At 63.4% G+C, this 16,502-nt stretch carries 12 protein-coding genes; 1 reads left to right on the top strand and 11 read right to left on the bottom strand.

Translation table 11 applies throughout. The features are described from left to right. Nucleotides 1–125: 125 nt before the first annotated feature. The 6 genes from pqqF to OU800_RS10700 all read right to left on the bottom strand — a co-directional run bounded on the left by pqqF (nt 126) and on the right by OU800_RS10700 (nt 8,874). Nucleotides 126–2,504 carry a pyrroloquinoline quinone biosynthesis protein PqqF gene (pqqF, locus tag OU800_RS10725; RefSeq protein WP_268183641.1) on the bottom strand — a complete coding sequence of 793 codons (2,379 nt, stop codon included), beginning with the start codon at nt 2,502–2,504 and terminating at the stop codon, nt 126–128. Between the two features lie 102 nt (nt 2,505–2,606). Then, nucleotides 2,607–3,791, bottom strand: coding sequence for an MFS transporter (locus tag OU800_RS10720; protein WP_268183639.1), 1,185 nt, complete (start codon nt 3,789–3,791; stop codon nt 2,607–2,609). Between the two features lie 217 nt (nt 3,792–4,008). Then, the gene (locus tag OU800_RS10715; RefSeq protein WP_268183638.1) at nt 4,009–4,959 is read right to left on the bottom strand and encodes an aldo/keto reductase; all 951 of its coding nucleotides are present in this window, start codon (nt 4,957–4,959) and stop codon (nt 4,009–4,011) included. A gap of 61 nt (nt 4,960–5,020) precedes the next feature. Continuing rightward, the gene (locus tag OU800_RS10710) at nt 5,021–6,109 is read right to left on the bottom strand and encodes a polyamine ABC transporter substrate-binding protein (protein WP_268184277.1); all 1,089 of its coding nucleotides are present in this window, start codon (nt 6,107–6,109) and stop codon (nt 5,021–5,023) included. Nucleotides 6,110–6,138: 29 nt separating this feature from the next. Then, nucleotides 6,139–7,467 (bottom strand): alginate export family protein, encoded by a 1,329-nt coding sequence (locus OU800_RS10705; protein WP_268183636.1) that lies wholly within the window; start codon nt 7,465–7,467, stop codon nt 6,139–6,141. A 135-nt stretch (nt 7,468–7,602) separates the two neighbouring features. Then, a complete protein-coding gene (locus tag OU800_RS10700; protein ID WP_442964750.1) occupies nt 7,603–8,874 on the bottom strand; it encodes a serine hydrolase domain-containing protein in 1,272 nt (423 codons plus the stop codon). Between the two features lie 152 nt (nt 8,875–9,026). On the opposite strand from OU800_RS10700, the gene OU800_RS10695 reads away from it, so the two are divergent. Beyond that, nucleotides 9,027–9,641, top strand: a complete 615-nt coding sequence (locus tag OU800_RS10695; protein WP_268183634.1) for a TetR/AcrR family transcriptional regulator — start codon at nt 9,027–9,029, stop codon at nt 9,639–9,641. Between the two features lie 999 nt (nt 9,642–10,640). Here the strand turns inward: OU800_RS10695 and OU800_RS10690 are convergent. The 5 genes from OU800_RS10690 to OU800_RS10670 all read right to left on the bottom strand — a co-directional run bounded on the left by OU800_RS10690 (nt 10,641) and on the right by OU800_RS10670 (nt 16,434). Beyond that, a complete protein-coding gene (locus OU800_RS10690) occupies nt 10,641–11,132 on the bottom strand; it encodes a DUF3237 domain-containing protein (protein ID WP_268183633.1) in 492 nt (163 codons plus the stop codon). Continuing rightward, nucleotides 11,129–12,244, bottom strand: coding sequence for an extracellular solute-binding protein (locus OU800_RS10685; RefSeq protein ID WP_268183632.1), 1,116 nt, complete (start codon nt 12,242–12,244; stop codon nt 11,129–11,131). The genes OU800_RS10690 and OU800_RS10685 overlap by 4 nt, the downstream gene beginning before the upstream one ends. A gap of 248 nt (nt 12,245–12,492) precedes the next feature. Next, complete coding sequence (locus OU800_RS10680) at nt 12,493–13,854, bottom strand: DUF1329 domain-containing protein (RefSeq protein WP_268183629.1); 1,362 nt, start codon at nt 13,852–13,854, stop codon at nt 12,493–12,495. A 15-nt stretch (nt 13,855–13,869) separates the two neighbouring features. Continuing rightward, nucleotides 13,870–15,678, bottom strand: coding sequence for a DUF1302 domain-containing protein (locus OU800_RS10675; RefSeq protein ID WP_268183626.1), 1,809 nt, complete (start codon nt 15,676–15,678; stop codon nt 13,870–13,872). 87 nt (nt 15,679–15,765) lie between these two features. Next, a complete protein-coding gene (locus OU800_RS10670; protein ID WP_268183623.1) occupies nt 15,766–16,434 on the bottom strand; it encodes a TetR/AcrR family transcriptional regulator in 669 nt (222 codons plus the stop codon). Nucleotides 16,435–16,502 lie beyond the last annotated feature (68 nt).

Here is a 16,502-nt window from a genome sequence, read left to right as displayed (position 1 = left end):
ACTACCAGTGACCGATCTGCCGGTTCATAGGCACAGGTCTTACTTCTTACGGCCATTGGCCCCGCCCAAGGTCTTACAGGCAGCCGTCGGCCTACGCGGTGGCGCATGCTCAGATGGGTAAGGGATCAGTGGTTTGGCGTGCTGCTTAGTACCTGCCAGCCGCACTCCGCCAGCAGTTGTCGGCAGGCGTGCAACAGCGCCAGCGAGTCGAGCGCGCTCAGGGCCTGGCCAACGGCCTGGTCATGCTCGGCGGCCAGAGCGGCCAGGTGCGCCTGGCAGAACTGCTCGGCCCATTCGACATGGCTGCGCGGTGCCTGCAGCGCCAGTTGCAGGGCCTCGCGCGCCTGCTCGAAGGCCTGCGCCGGCAGCCCGGCCAGGCGCGCCGGCTGCGCCGCCAGAAAGGCACGGATGTGGCCGAGGATGGTGGCATGATCGCAGACCGGCGATTGCACACCGAACAACAGACCGCGCCGCCCCTGTACCTGGCGAAAGCTGGAAAACAACGCATACCCCAGTTGCAATTCGCCGCGCAGACGCTGGTAGAAGGCCTCCTGCAGGCACTGATCGAGCAGGCGCCAGGCCGCCTCGGCCTGCACACTCGCATCAGGCACGGGGCAGAACAGCAGCAAGGCCGACTCCGCCCCCGACACCGGCGCTTCATGCCAGCTCAGGCCGCCGCTGCTGTGCGGCTGCGGTGTCGTGGCAGGCAAAGGCTCGACCGCCTCGAACAATGCCTCGATCTCTTGCTGTGCTGCCGTGCCCAGGCCGACGCCCAGTCCCTGCAGGATCGTCGGCGCGGCTGACTGCCCCAGCTCCGGCAGATACTCCAGCACCTGGCGCAGCAACAGCCCGGCAGCGGGCGGCGCGACGGCCTCATCCAGCGGCGCCAGCAGCAGCGGCAACAGCCGCACACTGCTGGCAGGCAATAACGGCGCCGGGCCGGACAGCGCCAGTGTCCAGGCACCGGGCTCGGCCCGCAGTTGCAGAGCAACACCATGACGCTGACATAGCTTGGCCTGATCGGCGATACGAGCCTGCAGGGTGGCAAGCCGCACAGGAGTTGGCAAACCGTTGTCACTGCAGGGCCCACGCCAGTGCAGCGCCGCCGGACCGCCCTGCTCCGGCCCCGCATGCCAGCGCAGCGCGGCCATGGGCATTGGCGGCGCGCTGGTGGCCGGGGCCAGGGCCGTACAGGCCTGTGGCAGGTGCAGATCCAGGGTAGGCGCGGCCAGGCTGCGCGCCGCCACGGCCTGCATCTGCAGATCCAGCCCCAGGGCGGGCCAGAGCGGTTGCGCCTCGCTCGTGCTGCACAGTTCGATCAAGCCGGCACCACTGGCCAGTTGCACCAGCAAGGGCTGCAGCGCCGCCAGCACTTCGACCTCGGCAATAGCCTCGGGTTGTTGCAACAGATGCTGAGCCAGAGCCAGCGGCGACAAGCCGGCCAGGCGTGCGGCCTGGGCCTGCTGCCAGGCACGCCAGCGCGCGCCCCAGCCAGGATCACCCGGCAAGCGCTGCAACCAGCCGCGCAGCTCGGCCTGCAGACGTGCGACCGTCGTGCTGTCCGCGCCAGGGCAATCGAGGCGCAACAGGCGCTGCCCCTCATGCCGGTAGATCACCCGTACCTGCAGCGCCTGACACAACCCGGCCTGGCGCAAGCCAGCCTGCAAGCCACCCGGCGCCGGATCGTGCAGCGCCTCCAGGAATAGCTGCAGGGCCGGCTCCAGCGCCTTCTCTGGCAACTGCACGGCCAGCCCCAGGGTCACGCCACGGATGGGGTGCTGCAGTACCAGACGGGAGGCACGCAAGGGCAGCAGGGATGGGCTCGCGCGCACCCCAAGCGCCCCGCCTGCCATGCTCAACAGGCAGGCCTCGCCCAGGCTCAACAATTCCTCCAGCGGCTGCGGGCCGACCAGGGCCAGGCTCATGTAGCGTGCCTGGTAATGCTGACGGTGATAGCCCTGCAACGCCTGCTGGAAGGCAGCCTGCTCCAGCGCCAGGCTGTGCCGATCCCCAGCAAGGAAGTCGGCGCAGCGGTGCCCCGCCGCCACTGCCTGGCCCAATGCATGGTCGATGCGGCTATCGGCATCCTGGCTGCGCGCCTGGTACTCGGCATGCAGCACCTCGCGCTCACGTCGTTGCGCCGCCTGTTCCAGCAAGGGATGGCTGAGCATGTCCTGCAAGCGTTGCAGGGCCGGCTGCAGCCCGGCCGCCGGCAACTGGCAGACGAAATCGGTATGACGCGCCTGGGTCGAGGCGTTGACCTGGCCGCCACAGCCACGCACATAGGCCATCAGGCCCTGCTCGACGGCATGGCCGCGGCTGCCGAGAAACAGCAGGTGCTCGAGAAAATGCGCCAGGCCGGGATAATCACGCGGCTCGTCATGGCTGCCCACCGCCACCCGCAGGCAAAGCCCCGCCTGCCGCGCCCAGGGCTGCTGGCAGGCATGCAGCACGGCGCCATTGGCCAGATGCCGGGTATGCACGGGCAAAGCGGAAGCAGGCATGATCGCAACTCGACTGAACACCTCCCTAGGTTCTCAGCCGCAAGGCCAGTGCGCCACCCCCAATTGGTCTCGATGGGGCCACTCCTTGGTCGTGGCAGGCTGTCATGACAGCGCTGCACGCAACTGCTGACGCCGGCCGACACCCAGGCCGACCAGGGCGGCGAGCAGGCAACCGAGCAGTACCGAGCCCACTGAGAAGCTGAAGATCAGCGTCTTGCCGCCGTCGCCGAGAAACAGGCTCAGCACCGTAGGGGCAAACGCCGCCGAGGTCACCTGTACCACGCTGACCAGGCGAGTGAGACGGCCACTGGCGTCATGGCTGACCACCGCGGCCATGTAATACGACAGCGCCAGCACCCAGCCGAAGTTCATCAGGAACACCACACCGGCGAGCTGCTCGCCGCTCTTCACCCCCAGCCCCAGCAACCAGACCGCCAGTGCCACACAGAACGAGCCGAGCAGGATCATCGGCAGACGGCCGAAGCGATTGCCCAGCAGGCTGGGCAACGCCGCGCCCGGCAAGCCGCCGAGCAGGCCGATACCCACAGCCCAACCCACATCCACTGCGCTCAGACCATCGCCACTGGCGATGCCGTCGATAAAGCCCCACACGGCATAGATCGCCACCTGCAGGCAAAGCATTCCGGCCAGTGCGGCCACCCCGAAGGAGGCCGGGCCGACCTCGGAGGATGGCGTCTGCTGCCCTACCTCGCTACCGACCTGACGCGGCAGCAGGCGGCAAGCCAGGCAGGCCAGTGCGTACCAGGCGACCAGCATGCCCATGGCCGCCATGAAACCCAGGGTTGCCGCAAGCAGCGGCAGCGCCGCCGCCATCACTGCGAAGATGCTGGTCTGCAACAGCAACAGGAAACCGTAGGAGCGATCCTGCCCCGGCATCCTTCCCAACAGGTACACCGCCTGGGCATAGAGCCCGCCGGCCACCATACCGGCCAGGCCGCGCAGCGCCAGCATCGTCGTGTACTGTTCCGTCAGGCCGCTCAGCAGGGTCACGCCGCCCAGGGCGAAGGCCGCCATGGCACACAGCCGACGCGAGCCCCAGCGCCGTGCCAGCGGAGCCACCAGCAGTGTGCCGAAGACCGAGCCACACATTTCCACCGAGATCATCCAGCCCTGCTGGGCCAGGGACAGCCCCAGGTGCCCGGCCAACAGGCCGATGAAGACAGGTTGAATACCGACCACGAGAATCGACACCGCTGCAATGAAGATGGCGGCGGCGCGCATGGCCGGGTCGGCAGCGACCTTGCCGGGGAGTTGACTGCAAGACATGGGAAGCTCCATCGGTTTTATTGTTGTCGTGGAAGAACCAAACATTGCCGGGAGCCATAGCGGCACCCCTACAACCAGCCGTCAGCCGAACAAAATAGTTAATCGAGTTAACTTTAAGTTCGTAACGGCTACCACCTGTCCGCCCTGCGAACAAGCTCATCCAATCAGATCAAGACATTTCCTCATTCAGCGGCTCGGCGGCCTCGGCCCTGGCTCATTACGCGCAGGCCGTGTCCAGCAGGCGTAACGCTTCGTCGTCGAGGTGCAAGGCACAGGCTTGCAGCAAGCGCTGCAACTGCTCACGGCTGGTGGCGCTGACCACCGGTGCCGTCAGTCCTCGCTGCTGCATCAGCCAGGCCAGGGCCACGCTGGCCGGCTCGACCTGATGCTGCCCGGCGACTTCACGCAAGGCCGCGAGAATGCGCATGCCGCGTGGGGTGAAGAAGCGCTGCAGATCCTCGGCACGCGCATGCCCCTGGATATCGGCCAGGCTGGCGTACTTGCCGGTGAGAAAGCCGGACGCCAGGCTGAAATAACTCAGCACGCCCAGCCCCCGGTCGTGGGCAAAGGCCTGCAGGTTCTGCTCGTAGTCGGCACGGTCATGCAGGTTGTACTCCAGTTGCAGCACCGTGTAATGCGGCAAGCCCTGCTCTGCACAGGCTTCGGCGTCCTGCAGTTGCGCACGGGTGAAGTTGGAGGCGCCGATGGCCCTGATCTTGCCGGCCTCCAGCAGGGCCTGATAGGCACCGAGGGTTTCCTCGTGCGGGGTGTGCGGGTCGGGGTAGTGTGAGAAATACAGGTCGATGTAATCGGTATTGAGGCGGCGCAGCGAGTCCTCCACCGCCTTGATGATCCAGGCGCGCGACAGGCCGCCTGTACCCGGGCCCAGTTCGGCGCCCACCTTGGTCATCAAGGTCAGGCCAGCGCGCAGGCCGGGGTTGCGCGCCAGCCAGGCGCCGATGATGCGCTCGGACTCGCCGCCGCGGTGCCCCGCGACCCAGACCGAATACATGTCGGCCGTGTCGATACTGGTGATGCCCGCCTCGTAGGCGGCGCTGAGCAGATACAGCGAATCGCGCTCAGCGAGTGTCCAACCGAACACGTTGCCCCCCAGTACCAGCGGCGACACCTCGAGCCCGCTATCGCCCAACGCTATGGATCGCTTCATCACGCCCTCCTCGTCGTTCGTAGTACAGGCACCCGCAGCATGACTACGGGTGCCCGCCGGCTCACTTGCCGGTGCGGATGCTGTTCCAGGTACGCATGCGGATACGCTCGGCCTTCAATGGCAGGGCCTTGAGTGCGTACAGCGAGCCCATCCTGTCAGCCGGAATGTACATGTTGGGATTGTTGCGCACCTCGGGATCGACGAAGGCGGTGGCATCCGTGTTGGGGTTGGGATAGCCGATGGCGTTACTGGCCTTGGCGATCACTTCCGGGCGCAGCAGGTAGTTGATGAAGGCATGGGCTTCTTCGACATTCTGTGCGCCCTTGGGAATCACCATCACATCGGACCACAGCGGTGCACCCTCCTTGGGCAGGAACATGTCGATCTTCACCCCCTTGCCGGCTGCATTGGCCATCTTGCGCGCCAGCTCGATGCCACCGGACCAGCCCACGGCCACGCAGATCTCGCCATTGGCCAGGTCGTAGCCGTAGCGCGAGGAATTGAAGTAGGTGATGTAGGGGCGAATCTTCATCATCAGATCCTGCGCCTTGCGGTAATCCTCGGCCTTCTCCGAGTTCGGCGGCAAGCCCAGATAGTCCAGGGCGATCGGCAGGATATCCCCCGGCGAGTCGAGGAAGCCAACCCCGCACGAGGCCAGCTTGGAGAGGTTCTCCGGCTTGAAGATCACGTCCCAGCTATCCAGCTTCACGTCCGGGCCCAGCGCCTCGCGCACCTTGTCGATGTTGTAGCCGATCAGGTTGGTGCCCCACATGTAGGGCACCGCGTACTGGTTGCCGGGGTCGCCGCTCTTGGCCAGTTCGGCCATGAAGGTTTCATCCAGGCGGTTCCAGTTGGGCAGCTTGCTGCGATCCAGCTTCTCGAAGGTGCCGGCGCCGATGAAGGTGCCCAGCGACGCGCTGCCCGGAAAGGCCACGTCATAACCGGAGTTGCCGGTGAGCAGCTTGGACTGCAGGGTCTCGGCGCTGTCGAACACGTCGTACACCGGACGGATGCCGGTTTCGGCCTCGAAGCCCTTGAGGATCTCAGGCGGCATGTACTCGATCCAGTTGTAGACCCTTACGGTACGTTGCTCGGCCTGAACGCCACTGGCGCTGGCCAGTGCCAGGGTCAAGGCAGCCGCGATACGCATTGCTTTCATCTCGATGTCTCCTGGCGGGCTCAGTAACGGTAGGTGAAGTAGAGTTCGAGCGCGGTGAAGCGGTCGTCGTCACCGAACACCTGCTTGGCCGCCGACTTGGCGTCTACCCAGTTGTAGGCCAGCGAGGTGTACAGACGCTCGGTGGGGGTCCAGTCGAGGTAGATCACGTTCTCGTTGGCGAAGCGCCGGTCGTCGACGGCGATACCCTGGTAGTTGTTCTTGTCCAGCCAGAACTGGTAGTGGATGGCGCCCAGGGTCAGGGTCTCGCTCAGGCGGGTCTTGATGGAGAACTGCTGCACGCGCTGGTTGGTGTTGAACAGCACGTAGTTGCCCATCACGTCGCCGACCAGCCAGGTGCTCCAGTCGGTGAAGCCCTTGCTCAGCGGATCCCAGGACTGCTGGGTGTTGTCGGCCAGGTTGTCGTCACCGGAGAACAGCGCGTAGCGATAACCCAGCACCGGAGTCAGCGGCAGCGACTCGAAGCTGTAGTCAGCCTGGGCATACCAGGCCTTGGCATCGTACTTGACGCCGTCACCGCTGCCACGCTGCACCGCGTATTCGCCGTTGAAGGTCAGCGCGTCTAGGCCCGGCAGCCTGCCGCGCAGGGCGCGGAAGTTGTAGACCTGCATGCCGTCGCGGCGCAGCGGCGTGGCGAAGGTGTTGGTCTGCGAGTCCACCTTCATGGCCATGGCGCCCAGGGTCACCTGTTCGGCCAGGTCGTAGTCCAGGTTGGCACCATTGAGGCGGAAGTCGCCCAGGTGCGAATCGGTGCGCAGGCTGAAGGCCTGCGCACGCAGCGCGCCATGATCCCAGGCGAGGATGCCCGAGTCGCGGAAGGCGGTACGCGGCCCCAGCCAGTAGGCGCCGTCGCCACGGGAGTCGAGGTTGCCGTCCATGACGATGAAGCCGTTGCCTACCAGGTAGTTCTGCCGCCCGGCGGTGAAGGTCCACTCCCCCGCACGGAAGCCCGCATAGGCCTCTTCCATCGCGGTGTAGCCGTCCGAACTGCGGCTGAAACCACCGGCATCGCCGTCACCGAGGGTCTTGGCCGACACCGCCGAGCCACCGGCGATCAGATCGAAGTCGGGGTCGACGGCATATTTGAGGGTAACGCCCGGCTTGAGATAGAACTCCTGCCAATCGACACGGGTGCCGATGTTGCGGCCATTGCGCTGATCGACGCCGCCAGCGCCGAAGTTGACGTTACGTGTGGAGACGGTCGCACCACCTACGGTCAGGTTGGCTTCGCCGGAGAGCTTGCCCTCCTCGAAGGTGTAGCCAGCCATGGCCTCGGCACTGCTCAGTACGGCCACGGCCAGTAGCGCGGGAGTGAATGGGACACGGGTCATGAAATGCTCCTGGGTAAGTTGTTTTTGTGTCACAGGGCAGTTGCAAAGCAGCTCGGGTTCAATACGCACCGGGCTGCGAATCGGCAGACCCACCTGTGGTGAGCCGCCCGATATTTCTTGTCTCTTTGAGCTGAATCAGGCTTTCAGATGCGCGGCAATGGCACGCAACGCTCGTACGTTGTCTGCATCGAAGATGCCCACCGCCGCCGGCAGCGAGGACTGCTTGACGATGACCACATCCGACTCGAAGTCGACGAACAGGTATTGGCCATGAATGCCGCCGGCTACGATGGCGCGGCTATGGTCGTTGATCACGTACCACTGGCTGCGGTACGAAGCACCGGGAATCCAGTGACTGAAATCCTCGTCCTGGGCATAGATGGCCGGGTCGGCACCCGCCGCGATGGCTGCGATGGCTTCGGGCGCAACGAGGCTCTGGCCTTGATGCTGGCCACCATTGGCCAGCAGCAGACCAAAACGCGCCATATCGCGCAGGGTGCCGCTGAAACCGGCGCCGGCCACGCCACGGCCCCAGGGATCAGCCATGAAGTAGCCGTCGCGCTGGCAACCGATCACCTTCCAGATCCGGGTCAGGAGCTCATGGCAGGCTTCGCCACAGGCGCGTTCCATCACCCAGGCCAGGGCCTCGGTGGTAGCGGTGACGTAATGGAACAGGCCGCCATGCTCGCCGCGCTTACGCAGCGTCGGCAGGTACTGATACAGCGATGCGTATTGGGCGAATTCGGCCGGCGCCGGCTGGAAGCCACAGGCATAACCAAACTGCGAACTTTCCGATGCCGGGTCGTCGTACTGCTCGGTGTAGGAAATGCCCACCGCCATATCCAGCAACTGGCGCACGGTGGCATCGGCGTAAGCACTACCGGCGAACTCCGCTACGTAATCGCCGGCCAGTCGTTCGGGGTCAAGCTTGCCTTCGTGAATCAGTTGTTCGGCCAGGGTGCCGATCAGCGACTTGGTCACCGAGAACATGATGTGGCGATCATTGGCGGTGTGGCCGTTGAAGTAGCGCTCGTACACCACCTTGCCGGCCTTGAGCACAATGAAACCGTCGGCATGGCTGGCCAGCAGGTGTTCGTCCAGACGTACGTTCAACCCACACTCACTGGCGAAGCTAAGTCCGTCGAGATCCTGCAGCGCTTCTGCCAGTGGCTGCTCACCCCGACCGCAGGACACCGTGATGCTCGGGCGCAGGCGCACCAGGTTGCGAAAGCCCCATTTGTTGAACGGCGGGCTCATCCAGTTGTGCCAGGTCACCAGTTGCTCGGGCGCTGGGGGAAAGCCGTTCATGAAGGCCTGTGGCGCTTGAGCCTGACGCAGCGCCTCGTGTGCATCGGCGTAATGACGAGCCAATTGGTTGGGTGCCTGAGTGTTTACGGAGGTAGTCATGAAACCTCTGTCCTTTCTTGTAAGAAGCTCTGCACGCGGCAGATGTGACAGAATAATTGCCCGAATAAAAAGTTTTAGTCAATAAAATATTTACGCATGAAAACCTACTTCCGTTATGCTCGCCACCTGCGACCCGGATAAGGAGAGGGAAAGTGAGCGGTCTGCGCGAACGTCAGAAAGCCATGCGCCGCAAGGCCATCAGTGAAGCGGGGGTGGCTCTGTTCGAGCGCCAGGGGTTCGCCAACACCACCATCGAGCAGATCGCTCGGGAAGCAGGCGTCTCGGCGCCCACGGTGTTCAAGTACTTCAGCTCCAAGCAGGAAATTCTCCTGGAGATGCTGCAGAAGGCCGACCAGAGCGCCTTGCAGGACGCGCGTCTGCACATGGCCGAACTGGACGACCCGCTCGATGCACTGTGCTACCTGGAACAAGTGCTGGTCGATCACGCCCTCGACATGCTTCCAGCGCCGATCTGGCGCGAGTTACTGCCGCACGTGCTGGGTGGTGACCGCAGCGACCTGCCGGAGAACTACAAGCGTCTCAACGAGAGCCTGCAGCATGAAATCGCCGGCCTGCTGCGCGACCTGCAGGAGCGTGGCAAGCTGCGCGCCGACCTGGACGTGGAACTGGCCGCCTTCCTGCTCAACGATTACTCGCACCTGCAACTGCTGCGCCTGACCAGCAGCGAGACAATGGATCTGGAAGCGCACCGCCGCCAGGTACGCCTGACCAGCGGCCTGATCCTGCAGGGCATGATCGCCCGCTGAGCGCAGGTCTGAGCCACTGAAGGACGAACTGGTTCTTTGCGGGATATCGGCAAGTCAGTCTGGATACCGGACTGGCAAGTTTGTGTGGTTTTCGGTGTTCAAGCTGCTTATTGGCGTTTCGCTGATAGCTTCTGTTTCGCCCTCCCGGGCGAGTCACTTTTGCGGGCAAAAGTAACCAAAACCCTGCGCCCGGTCATCCGGCCCTCGCTACGCGAGGGTTCGCTCACTCCATCGCCGTTCCAGAGGCCCGACCGGATGCGGCCCACCGACGGTGGGCCATCCATGGCCCATCGCGGCTCTTGCGACATCCATGTCGCTCAACCTCTTCCACGACGATTCCGCTCACCCTCCTGGGCGGGCTCTGCACGCGCCTGAACCCGAGGTAACCCAGAAGTAGCACGGAGTGGTTGCACATGAGGTCAGCCTTAGGGCTGACCAGAATGCCGGCTGAAGGCCGGCAAGCTATTCAAGCGAATGAAACTACGCGAATGAAAGTATTGGTTTAACCCGGCGACCACGTCATGGATCCACTATTACCAGAGCACGCCGGGCATGCCCGGAACCGATGTACGTTCAGGCGCGCTAACTCCCCCTTCAGGAGGCCGAACGTAGGCATTGCGCAGGGGGCGAGCGGCATGGATGCCGCGAGATACCGATGGCGGCCCCGCTTAAAGGGCCAGGGATGGCCCTTGTAAGCCGACCACGGAGCGATGCCGGAGTGAGGGAAGTCGAGCGAAGCATAACGGGGACGCCTAGTTCCGGATGGCGGGGGTGCGTTTCTTTTGCTTACTTTTCTTTGCGCTGGGCGGCAATCCGAGTTCAAAGAAAAGTGAGTCGCCCGAGGGGGCGAAACCCGGAATATCTGAAAACACCCAAAGCGGCGTCAAGAACACCAAACAAACACACAAACTTGCCAGTCCGGTATCAACACCCAACCTCCCGCATCCCTACAGCCGCCGCTTAGGTCTTTAGAGATGCCCTAAACGCCCCAGCGCCTACTCACGGTTTCGGCGCCAGCGCGAAGCAGCGAATCTGCACCCGATCCGCCGTGGGGTAATGCACCAGGCCAGTGAAGGTCTGCTGGGTCAGCCAGCCCAGCTCACCTTCGGCGACCTGAAAGCGTGGCGTGCAGGTGCACAGGTATTCGCTTTCGGGAATGGGCCAGATATCACGTGCCTCCATGGCCTTGCCCGCCTCAGTCAGCCGCAACAACCCGAGGTTGTGCACGTTGATCAGACTGCCGTCTTCGCACATCAGGCTGTAGCGCGCATCCAGCTCGCCGATGCCATCGGGCCTGAGCCGATAGGTGTCGGCACCACCAGGCAGCACATGGCCCTTCGCTTCACGACACTCGAAGGTGCCACCGATGATCGGGTAGTTAACGCGCAAGCCATCGGCGCAATGCCCCACCACCTCACCCTCGGCGATCAGCACGTTGAGGCTCATGACCCACTCGAGCACTACACCCGATGCATTGTTGAGCATGTTCATTCAGCACTCCCCTGATGGCTTTGCATGTTGCGCCAGACCCTCGCTCTGATCCGCTCGACGGACTCCGGAACAGGCGTGATGGTGAAGAATCGCTGCTGCTCGGCGGCCTGCATTAGCTGCCCGCGTGGATCATCGGCAGTCGACTTGTGCGGTGGCATGACACTGGGTGCGGGATAGCCAAGCTGCAGGCTGATGCGAGCAATGACATCGGGGCGCAGGATGTAGTTGATGAAGGCATGGGCCTCTGCCGGATTCGGCGCCTTGCTGGGCACCACCATGACATCCGACCAGTAAGGTGATCCCTCCTTTGGCACCACCATATTCAAGCGCACCTTGCGCCCGGCACTCGCGGCCATCTGCCGGGCCTGCACGAAACCACCGGACCAACCGACGCCGAAACAGATCGTGCCGTTGGCCAGGTCAGCCCCATAGCGCTCCGAATCGAAGTAGCGCACGGCTGGCCTGAGCCTCTGCATGAGCTGTTGCGCGGCCCGGTAGTCGCTACGTTCATGGCCGTTGGGATCCAGCCCGAGGTAGTTAAGGGCAATCGGCAGGATCTCATCCGGGGCATCGATGATGCCGATGCCACAACCCGCCAGCTTGCGCGCATTCTCCGGTTTGAACAGCAGATCCCAGGAAGCCGGAACGTTACCGGCGAAGAGCGCATCGAGCTTGTCGGCGTCATAACCGAACAGGGTTGCGCCCCAGAGATAAGGCACGGCATAGCGGTTGCGCGGGTCGCCGGACTCCTCGAGGCTCTTCATGAAAGCCCCATCGAGATACTGCCAGTTGCTCAGAGCGTCGCGCCGCAGCGGTTGCACGGCATTGGCGATGATCAGCTTGCGCAGGCTGGTGCTGCCAGGAAATGCCACGTCGTAGCCGGAGTTACCGGTCAGCAGCTTGTTCTCCATGGCCAGTCTGGACTCGAACTCGACGTAGCGCGGACGGATGCCGGTTTCACGCTGAAAATCCTCAAGAATTTCCTTGGGCAGGTATTGCAGCCAGTTGTAGATCTGCACCTCGCTGGCCCAGGCCTGTGTAGCCGTAAGCATCCAGCTCACTAGCAGGAAGAGCATCGAGCCGTAGCCGAACCGATAGCCTGTAGCAGCCATCCCACCCTCCCCATTCATCTTTATTAGAGTTAGCCCGGCTTGAGGACTTGGCCGTCGCATAGCGACCAAATAACGACAGGCGATTAAATATTTAATTTAATTAAAATATTAAGTCAATAATATAATCATCTGTCCGCTACGCAGCTTCCCTTGCGCCAGTCAGCGACATGCGTTCAGACCGTCATCGTGGCAGGCCCATAAACACGAAGAGGCCCTTGCGGGCCTCTTGTTTGCAGTGCTGCAACAGGTCACTGCGTGCCGGTACGCCTCAGATTGGCAGGCGTCCAGTAGCTGGCCGGTGGCGGCGTCAGCTGGAACTCGCGCGGCGCCTTCTCGTTGTTGCGCAGGCCGATCACCGTGTAGCTGTGGGCGATCAGGTCGTGATAGACGATGTTCACCGGGGTGATGGTCGGGACGTCATAGGCATTCTTGGTGAAGGCCAGGTTGACGTGCCACAGCTCGCCACGGGCGTCGCTGTTTTCCACCATCAGGGCGTACCAACTGTCCTCGTCCAGATAGAAGCGGCGCTTGGCATGCACATGGCGCTGGCCCGGCCGCAGCGTCGCTTCCACTACCCATACGCGGTGCATTTCCCAACGGGTGAAATCGGGGTTGAGGTGCCCGGGCTTGACCAGCTTTTCCAGCGCCAGCCCCGGCTGCTCCATGACGTAGTTGTGGTAGGGCACCAGCAGAGCCTGCTTGCCCAGCAGCTTCCAGTCGTAGCGGTCGGTGGCCCCGTTGAACATGTCGGTGTCGTCGGCCAGGATGCCATCGCTGGGAGTGTCGTAGGCCAGCGTCGGAGCACGTCGCACACGCCGTTGCCCTGGGCTGTAGACCCAGGCCGAACGCGGCTCCGCCACCTGGTCGATGGTTTCGCGCACCAACAGCTTGCGCCCCGCCTCACGCGAGGGCGGCAGCAACTCGCTGTCGAAGAAATACAGCAGGTTGTTCAGGCTGCTGGCGTCCTTGCTCGGGTCGTAGTAGTTCGACAGCAGGCGTATGCGTTCACGGATGATGGAGAAGCCGCCCTGGGTATCCACTTGCGCGGTGGTGGCGACCTCATTGATGTAATCCCCCTGCCAACGTGCGATGTGGTTCCAGATCGCCTCACGGCCATCGGCCGGAATCGGAAAAGGGATGCCGCCATAGGCATTGGCCAGGCCATTGCCGCCTTCGGCCAGGGTGGCCTGCAGAGCGTTCTTGCGGGTGTTCGCGTAGACTCGCTCAGGCGCACCAGCCGTGCGGTGGCTGGGATAGACCGGCACCTTGAAGGTCTGCGGGTAGGCCTTGAGCAGCGCCTGAACGCCCGGGCTCAGGTGTTCGGCATCGGCGACCATGTTCTGCGCATCGATCACGCGCAGGGGCTTCTCCCCGGCGAAGGGGTCGACGTGAAAACTGCCCGGCCCGGCATAACCGGCCGGCGCGGCGAGCTTGCCGCTCCACTCGGGAATGCCCTGCGCGGCATCGCCCTTGGGGTCGGCCCCGAAGGGGGTGAGCTGGTTGCCAAGCTGAGCGGCCTGTTCGGTCGTCACCTTGGCCTGAACCTGCAAGGGCAACAGCACGCTGCAAGCGAGCACCAGGCTGCCTACACGGAAAGCATGTTTGTTCATGGCGAATACCACTGGTTAGAAGGAGTAGGAAAGATTCAGTGCGACATGGTCACGGTCGATCAGCGGGTTTTCCTTGCGCGCGCCCCAGAACGAGGTGTAACTCAGCTTGGCGCCAAGGGTCTGGCCATACAGGGCGGCCAACTCCAGGGTGGCGGACTTGCGCCCCTCGATGAAGTTCTCGTTGAGCGCCGGCGAGGTGCCGGACACGTCCTGGCGGAAGGTCAGGCCCGGGCGCAGGTTGAGGTTGGGCCGCACATTGCGCCACAGGCCGCTGAAGTTCACCGTGTAGCCCCAGGCGAACGAGTCCAGGTAGGCGTAGTTGGGCGAATCCAGCAGACTGCCCGGCACATGGTTGAAGGCGACTTCACCGAGCAGGGTGAGGTCATCCAGGCCCAGGCCCGGGCCGAAGCTGTGGATGGTGGAAATCGAGCCGGTATAAAGCTCGTGACGCTTGTAGAGGTCGATGCTGCGGCGCGAATCATTGGCCGAGCCATCGCCGAACTCGCCCAGGTCGATGCTGGCGCCACTGGCGCCGCCCGCCGTCAGCGCGCCATTGGCCAACAGCCCCAGCTCGTAGGTCATCGACGGTTCCAGCGGCGCATTGGGCCGATAGGCCAGCTCACCGGCAACGCTGGTATCACCGATGGTGCCCGAGACGCTGAAGCCGAACAGGCGAATGTCCTCGGGATAGATGAAGTCGTAGCGCGTGGTATCCAGATATGCCAGGCCATCGACCAATGGCACCGAGCTGGGATCGACGAGCTGGGTCAGGTCGCACAGGTCACTGAAACGTCCACCGCCCCCCCCGCCACTGCAGGCGAATGACTGCCCCTTCTGCACACGCAGGAACGGCACCTTGCTGTGGTAATTGAGGTAGTAGAGGCTGAACTCGGTACTGTTCCAGTCCTCGACGATATAACGCAGGGCCAGGCCGAACTGGCCATCGTCACGCGCCTCGTGCTCGCGGCCATAGCGTGCCCCGGCCACCACGCCGTCGACGCCATTGAGGCCGGGCACCAGCTCCGCCGGCACTCCTTGCGCCTGCAGGGCGTCACGCAGATCCAGCAGCACGCCATTGCTGCCCTTGCCGAAGTAGTCCTGATCGTTGAGGAAGGCCCCGGTCGGGATCATCTCATGGCCCTTCCATTCCAGGCCGTAGAAGCCCTCCACGCTCAGCGAGTCGGTGAGGCCGAGCTGCGCCGAGATCATGTTGGTGGGCAGCAGCGCTTCCTTGAGGCTGGCGTTGGGCAGCACGATGCGGCCGATATCCACCGGGTTGATGACGTTGATGCCGTCGGAATAGAAGATACCCTCCCCCCAGTTGATCACCTGGCGCCCCAGGCGCAGGCTCAGCGGCATGTCGCCGAGGGAGCGATTGGTGTAGACGTAGGCATCGAGCAGGCGTGCCCGGTGCCCGGCACGATTGCGCAAATCCGAGGGAAAGCGCTCGCCGCTATCACCGTTGTGCGTGTCGAAGTCATCGCCACTGGGGTCGTTGTCCATGATCTGCGTGTCGTACCAGGCCGTGCCGCGCAGCAGCAGGCCATCCTGATCGGTACGCACATGCAGCTCCGAGGTCAGCTTGACCTCGTTGGAGACGAAGCCCTTGTAGTACTCGCTGCCATCGTTCTCGTTGATGAAGAGATTCTGGCCGTCACGCTGGATGCGTTCGGGCGACTCCGTGCGATACACCGAGCTGAACTCCACGACGCTTTCCAGCGTGGTGGTGACATCCGGCCCGGTATCGATCTCGAATGCCGGGGCCTGGATACTCCAGAGCCCCATACCGACTGCTATGACTTTGTTCTTCTTATTGCGCAACATACAGCCCCCTAGCGGTTATGAGGTCATTGCACTTATTGGGTACAACAATCCGAGGCCCTGGCCATGGGCAGGGCAGGACCTCTGGAATCAGGATTCGCGCTTGTCGAACGCCGCCTGCGTGGCGCTGTAGATGAAGTGCAGGCTGCGCTTGAGCTGCCTGATCCGGGCCGGGCGCTGCTCCGGCGCCAGGGTCAGGATCAGCTTGGTCACCGAGCTCGCCCCCTCGCACAGCACCATGGCCAGGCCTTCGGCCTGCTCGATGTCGATGGCCGGATTGGCGCTGCGAATCGCCGTGGCCATCATCTCCACCGAGCGCAGGGTGTCGGCCAGGTTCAGTTCGCGCAGTTCGGGCGCGGCGGCGACGCAACCCCAGACCTCGATGAAGCCCGGGTGGCTGGTCTGGATATCCAGCATCAGGTCGATCAAGCGCTCGATCAGCAGTCCGGCGTCGGCCTGGTTGGCAGGGTCGACGATCTTCTGCAGATCACGCTCCAGTGACTCGCTGACGCGGCTGGTGTAGCGCTGCCAGACCTCTTTGACGATCGACAGCTTGGTCGGGAAGTACATGTACAGCGACGCGATCGGCAGCCCGGCCTCGCGGGCAATCTCACGCATCGACACCCCCTCGTAGCCATTGGCGGCAATCAGATCCAACGCCACTTTCAGAATCGCCTCGAAGCGCTCCTGGCTGCGTTGCTGCTTGGGTTCGCGGGGTCGCCTTACCTTTTCGGTGGTGCTTGACAAAGATTTATCCATCGCTTCATCCTCTAAAACACGAGCAATGCTTATGTTTTAACTCGACTGTCACGAAATGGGAAGAGGCA

The organism is Pseudomonas sp. GOM7 (genome assembly GCF_026723825.1).
Lineage (GTDB): Bacteria > Pseudomonadota > Gammaproteobacteria > Pseudomonadales > Pseudomonadaceae > Aquipseudomonas.
Note: the sequence above shows the minus strand (reverse complement) of the source record. Positions and strands in the feature narration are given on the sequence as shown.